Here is a 5,381-nt window from a genome sequence, read left to right as displayed (position 1 = left end):
AGGGGTGTAAAGGCCGGAGGTACGTGCGTTTTTTTAAGTACCCGGTGTGCCATCAACCCCTGTGGTCGTTGGGTGAACAGCCAAAAAGTAGTGCTCGTTCGTGGGCTTGCGTGCGACAGTCAGCGCGTCCCAAAGTCGGGCTTTTTGGCTCGTTGGGTAGCTTCGGTCGACACGAGAATCGACCCGGTTAGTTGATCTGATACTCGTTAGGCAGGTTTCAGTCGACACGAGAAACATTGAAAATAACGAAGATGAAAGTACAAGACGGCGACATTTGGATTGATGACGAGACGTATTATCCGTGCAGTTTAATAGATTGTGAATCGACAAGGGGCAAAAATTACGAAATTGACGTTGATGCCGATTTACAGGGTGAATACGAAGATTTAATTGAACACCTGGAAGAGAAAGATATTGGTATTACAGGCTATTCGTGGATGGTGCTTTTTCTGACTTGGATTCAGGAAAAAGACCATGATTTATATGAGGAGATTGAGAATGATACAGAGGCCTCGACTTGTGTCCTGTATGTTGGTAGCGAAGCGAGTCAGTTCAAAGTCGCAGAGTACATTCTACAACTTCTGAAAAGCAAAAGGGAGTTCAAGCGAATTGTCAAGAAAGCTCAAAGTGATCCTGAAAACGAATGGGCGTTTGAGTGATCTCCCTCGGCATAAGGCGGCTGTCTTGCGACAGGCCGCTCGTCCCGGTGGCAAGCGGGTCAGCCCAACCCAATGAGGGTGTAAAGGCAGGGGCTCCGTTCGTTGTTTGGAGTTTTTCGCTCGTCCATCAGCCCTCATGGTCGTTGGGTGTTCCGGACAAACAGATAAAGTGTGTTTGCGGGCTTCGTGCGACAGGGTAATCGTCCCGCGACAGAACGGTTTGGCTCGTTAGTTGGTTTCGGTCGACACGAGAAGCACCCCGACAGGGCAACCTTTGCTTTCGTTATGCGGGTTCCGTTTGACAAGGCGAACGCCAGAATTGGAGCGCTTTCTTGGATTGCGGTCGACACGAGAAGCCTCTACTTGAGGAAGTCTTTTTGCTTCGGTCGACACGAGAAAGGCCGTGGTTTGGTAGGCTACTAAAAGCCGATTCGGAACGTAGCAGAAAGGCTTCGCGCTGGTCTTGAAGCGGAAAGTGCGTTTTGTGCGCTCCGCGTTTGGGCCGCTTTCCGTCGACAGGAAGCACGTCCCGCAGGAAAGTTTGCAGCCCAACCCAATGAGGGTGTAAAGGTTTAAGTGGTTCTTGTTCAGGGATGTAGCGTTCTCATCCATCAGCCCTCATAGTCGTTGGGTGATGCAACAAGCTGAAAAACAACGTAGTGGCTGTGTCTCGGTCGACAGGGCAATCGTCCCGCGACAGGGCGTTTTGGCTCGTTAGTCGGCTTTCGGTTGACACCAGAATCGCCCCGGTTGGGCAAGCTGACAAAAAGCGAGTTTGCCACGTAGCGGTCGACAGGGCAATCGCCCCGCGACAATGTAGTGAAAGGCTTTGCGATAGGTAGTAAAAGGGCTTCGCGCTGGTCTTTAACCGGTTAGTTGCGTTGTTGTCCGCTCGGCGTGGGGCAGCTTCCCGTCGACAGGAATCTCGTCCCGAGGGAAAGCGGGGCAGCCCAACCAAATGAGGGTGTAAAGGTTAGAAGTGGTTTGTGTTCAATAACGTAGCGTTATGATCCATCAACCCTCATGGTCGTTGGGTGATGCAACAAACAGAAAAGCGTGTTTGCGTGTTTCAGTCGACACGAGGTCCGGCTTAGGCAATGAACTTTTAGGCGTTCATTTCGGGGTTCTTGGCGACAAAGGAAACGTCCCGATTGGCTGATTTTGGCTCGTTTGGCGGCTCTAGCCGACACGAGAAACGCCCCACTTATGTAAAATTTTCTTAATTTGAGGTGTTCTGCGACAAGATGCCCCTCTGACAATTGACAGACAAAATATCAATGGGACTTCAAGGAGCTTTTGCTATTATAAGCAACGTAAATGAACCAAATGAGACCATTACAAAGGGAATTGATGCTGACTTTTATCATATCGTCGTAGAATCAAAAGATATACTTGTTGAATACGTTGATAAAGATTTGTTAAAGGACGACCTCATTTTTTGCGATTGGAATAATCAAATAATTCACCCCTCTAAAGCGCTTGAAAGTCTTAACAGATTTTCTGAATTCTTCAAATCTGTTAACTATATCAAGGTCTTCAACAAGACCGACCAACAATACATTATTGACAACGGTAAAAAATATTTATATAATGGCAAGCATGTTCAAATCCCGACGGGCCATTATAAGTCCGTGGCAAATCTTGATTTGTGGCTTTTGAAGTCAGAAAGCCCTATCAGAGATTTGCAAGAAGCTACTTTCCAACAATATAGTTTCATTGGAAACCAAATTGAAATTGAAGCAGATATTCAAGTAGAATTTCATCACGAAAACTACTACGAACGTCATAAAGCTAACTTTGATGAATTAATGCTGCTTTGCCAAGAAGCCCAAAGATTACGGTTGTACATATATTTGTGTTTGTGGTAGCAACTTTCTGTCCTGTCACCTGCGGGCGACAGGAAGCACGTCCCGAAGGAGAGTTTGCAGCTCAACCAAATGAGGGTGTAAAGGTTGAGGTTACGTAGTGAAGTGAACAAACTCGCTCACCATCAACCCTCATGGGTGTTGGGTGATGCCAAAAAGTAAGAGCGTGTTTGTGGGCTTGCGGTCGACAGGCCGCCCGGCTCGACAGGCCAGTTGTTTGGCTCGTTTGTCGGCTTCGGTTGACACGAGAAACGCCCCAATTAGGTAAGCTAAAAGTACAGGGGTAGTTTCGCGAAGTACAGGGGTAGTTTCGCGCGACAGGCTACAATCTCAAAGAGGAAAATATGCAGACAGTTAAACCAAACTATACCGATTCGGGCCTCTCTACGCCAATGGGGCCGCACCTCAGAGCATTGGTTGAGAAACAATTAATAGCCGATTTAGCCAGCTATGGAATAGCAGGTTTAAATCTAAAATTTGACTGGTCTGACAGTTGCATTGAAGGTCATGATAGCAGTTACTTAGATGGTGACTTAGAAAATTACTCTGGCATTTTGGTTTTTGATGAGCTGGATAATTTGGTTGTCGATGGCTGGATGGAATTTATTCACGAAGGCGATTTCTTTTTGGTGTATTGGGAATACGTAACAGTTTGGCAGAAGGGTGAAGAGATTTTTGACAAATATGAAGCTGGCATTCCAGACCACGTTTGGGTTCAGATACCTGATAGTATCAAATGGAATTATGAAAAAGAACGTCAGAAACAAACAAGGCGAGCTTTCCGCTGACAGGGAGCACGTCCCGAAGGCGAGTTTGCAGCCCAACCAAATGAGGGTGTAAAGGTTGGTAGTTGAGTTTGTTCAATAACGTAGCATTATCATCCATCAACCCTCATGGTCGTTGGGTGATGCCAACAGTCAGAAAAGTAACGTAGTGATCGGGCTTCCTGCGACAAGTTACACATTTCGACAGGCGGGCTGTTTAGCTCGTTAGGCTGCTTCGGTCGACACGAGAAACGTAGTGACAGGGCAGTTCTTGGGCTCGTTGGGAGGCTCCGTGTGACACGAGAATTGCCCCGACAGCCAAGTTTGGACAGGTTAGGCGCGTTGAGTGCGACAACGCAAACGCCCCGGCAGATCGGTTTGGTTAACAACTGAGTGCCAAAGAAGCGATTGGCTCTTAATTTATAAAAAAGAAAAAAATGGAAGTATTCGAAGTGTTAGCGAGATGGGTCTTTTGGCTATTCGATGCGTTTCTTGGAGGCTTTATGGTAAAAAAAGCCCTTAACGAAGACTTGGAAGATCGCTAATAATAAGCCCAGTATGGGCAGCTCTCCGTCGACAGGGAGCCCGTCCCGAGGGAAAGTTGTAGCAGCCCAACCAAACAGGGGTGTAAAGGTTGACGCCACAGTTGTTCAGTGATATAGTGTTATCATCCATCAGCCCCTGTGGTCGTTGGGTGTTGCCAAACAAGATGTGAGTGTAAGGCCGGTTTCGTACGACAGGCAGCACGGCTCGAAACAGGGCGGTCTTAGCTCGTTATACAGCTCCGGTCGACACGAGAGACGTCCCAGTTGGGTTGTTTTTAGGCTCGTTGGTCGGCGTTGGTCGACACTAAAAACGCCCCCGTTAGGACAGTCAGGAAAGTGCGTTTGGCACATAGCGTGGGACAGAGGAAACGTTCCACTTAGGACAGCATTTTATCCACCGATTTATGATTGATAAATCTGACAAACTGGTAATTTTCGATTTAGACGAAACCCTCATTCACGCTACGGAACATGAGTTGAACAAGCCGTATGATTTGAAATTTGAAAAGTATTTTGTCTATCAGCGCCCTAACCTCAGGTCATTCTTAACCAGCGCAGCAGAACATTTTACAGTTGGTATCTGGAGTTCAGCAGATGATGATTACGTTACTGAGATTGTCAGAGGCATAATCCCCGACAATATTGATTTGCTAGTTGTTTGGGGACGAAGTCGTTGCAGCTACCGGCGAGATTTTGAAAGGGATACGTATTGTTTTGAGAAGCGTCTAGACAAGTTGAAAAAGCGAGGTTTCCGATTAGAGAAAATACTGATTGTGGATGATTCAACTGAAAAGTCACGAGCTAATTACGGGAACGCTATCCATATTAAAGAGTACATTGGAGACGAGAATGATAATGAATTGACAGCTTTATTTGATTACTTGCTGACGTTGAAAGCAGTAGAAAACGTTCGAAGTATTGAAAAGCGAGGTTGGCGAAACCGAGTGGAATCAACCTCCATTGGCTAAGCTCCACAAGGGGGCTTTCCGGCGACAGGGAGCACGTCCCGAGGGAAAGTTGACAGCCCAACCAGACAGGGGTGTAAAGGCAGGCGGCTACGTTTGTTGTTTACAGTGGTCTCAGTGGCCATCAGCCCCTGTGGGTGTTGGGTGTTGCCAAAAAAGCAGTGAGTGAAATTCCAGCTTTCGTGCGATAAGGGGGCCGCCCCAGCGGCTGTATTGTGGCTTGTTAGGCGGCTTCGGTCGACAAGAGAAACGCCCCGGTTGGGGTAGTTAAAAAGTGCATTTGCGACGTAACGTACGACACAGGAAACGCCCCAAATATGGCAGTTAAAAAATTGGGTAAGGCTGCTTTCTGATGACAAGCAGTACGTCTCGAATGGATTCCGTTCAACAAGTTACGTCTATAGCGAGTCAATCTCAGTCAAACTTATAAACAGGTATTTTTTAAAGTATAACTATGAACCAGCAACAAAAAGATAATGTCATTGCATTTTGTCATCAAATAGATAACTGATGTTACGCAGCCTTAGCTAATAGAGTAGATTGACTTTTGAGACTGTTAAGGTTTCGTAATGCTAATTTCATC

Annotated in this window: 7 protein-coding genes; 5 read left to right on the top strand and 2 right to left on the bottom strand. The window is 46.7% G+C overall.

Features of this window, described 5'->3' with window-relative positions; genetic code table 11:
• Positions 1-195: hypothetical protein (locus ACYVD4_RS31885; protein WP_460952494.1), on the top strand; the 195-nt coding region annotated here is incomplete at its 5' end.
• Positions 196-251: 56 nt separating this feature from the next.
• Positions 252-659, top strand: a complete 408-nt coding sequence (locus tag ACYVD4_RS31880; protein WP_460952492.1) for an Imm51 family immunity protein — start codon at positions 252-254, stop codon at positions 657-659.
• Between the two features lie 283 nt (positions 660-942).
• On the opposite strand, the gene ACYVD4_RS31875 is transcribed toward ACYVD4_RS31880, so the two are convergent.
• Both ACYVD4_RS31875 and ACYVD4_RS31870 read right to left on the bottom strand, forming a co-directional pair.
• Positions 943-1,185 (bottom strand): hypothetical protein, encoded by a 243-nt coding sequence (locus ACYVD4_RS31875; RefSeq protein ID WP_460952491.1) that lies wholly within the window; start codon positions 1,183-1,185, stop codon positions 943-945.
• 78 nt (positions 1,186-1,263) lie between these two features.
• Entirely contained in the window at positions 1,264-1,617 is a 354-nt protein-coding gene (locus ACYVD4_RS31870) for a hypothetical protein (RefSeq protein WP_460952489.1), read from the bottom strand.
• Between the two features lie 319 nt (positions 1,618-1,936).
• Here ACYVD4_RS31870 and ACYVD4_RS31865 point away from each other — a divergent pair, with 319 nt between their 5' ends.
• From ACYVD4_RS31865 to ACYVD4_RS31855, 3 genes are all read left to right on the top strand, one after another.
• Positions 1,937-2,527, top strand: a complete 591-nt coding sequence (locus tag ACYVD4_RS31865; protein WP_460952487.1) for a hypothetical protein — start codon at positions 1,937-1,939, stop codon at positions 2,525-2,527.
• Between the two features lie 341 nt (positions 2,528-2,868).
• On the top strand, positions 2,869-3,312 hold the full coding sequence (locus ACYVD4_RS31860; protein WP_460952485.1) for a hypothetical protein: 444 nt from the start codon (positions 2,869-2,871) through the stop codon (positions 3,310-3,312).
• Between the two features lie 925 nt (positions 3,313-4,237).
• Positions 4,238-4,801, top strand: coding sequence for an NIF family HAD-type phosphatase (locus ACYVD4_RS31855; protein WP_460952483.1), 564 nt, complete (start codon positions 4,238-4,240; stop codon positions 4,799-4,801).
• Positions 4,802-5,381 lie beyond the last annotated feature (580 nt).

Source organism: Spirosoma daeguense, from assembly GCF_054776875.1.
This window is presented reverse-complemented; position numbering and strand designations above follow the sequence as displayed.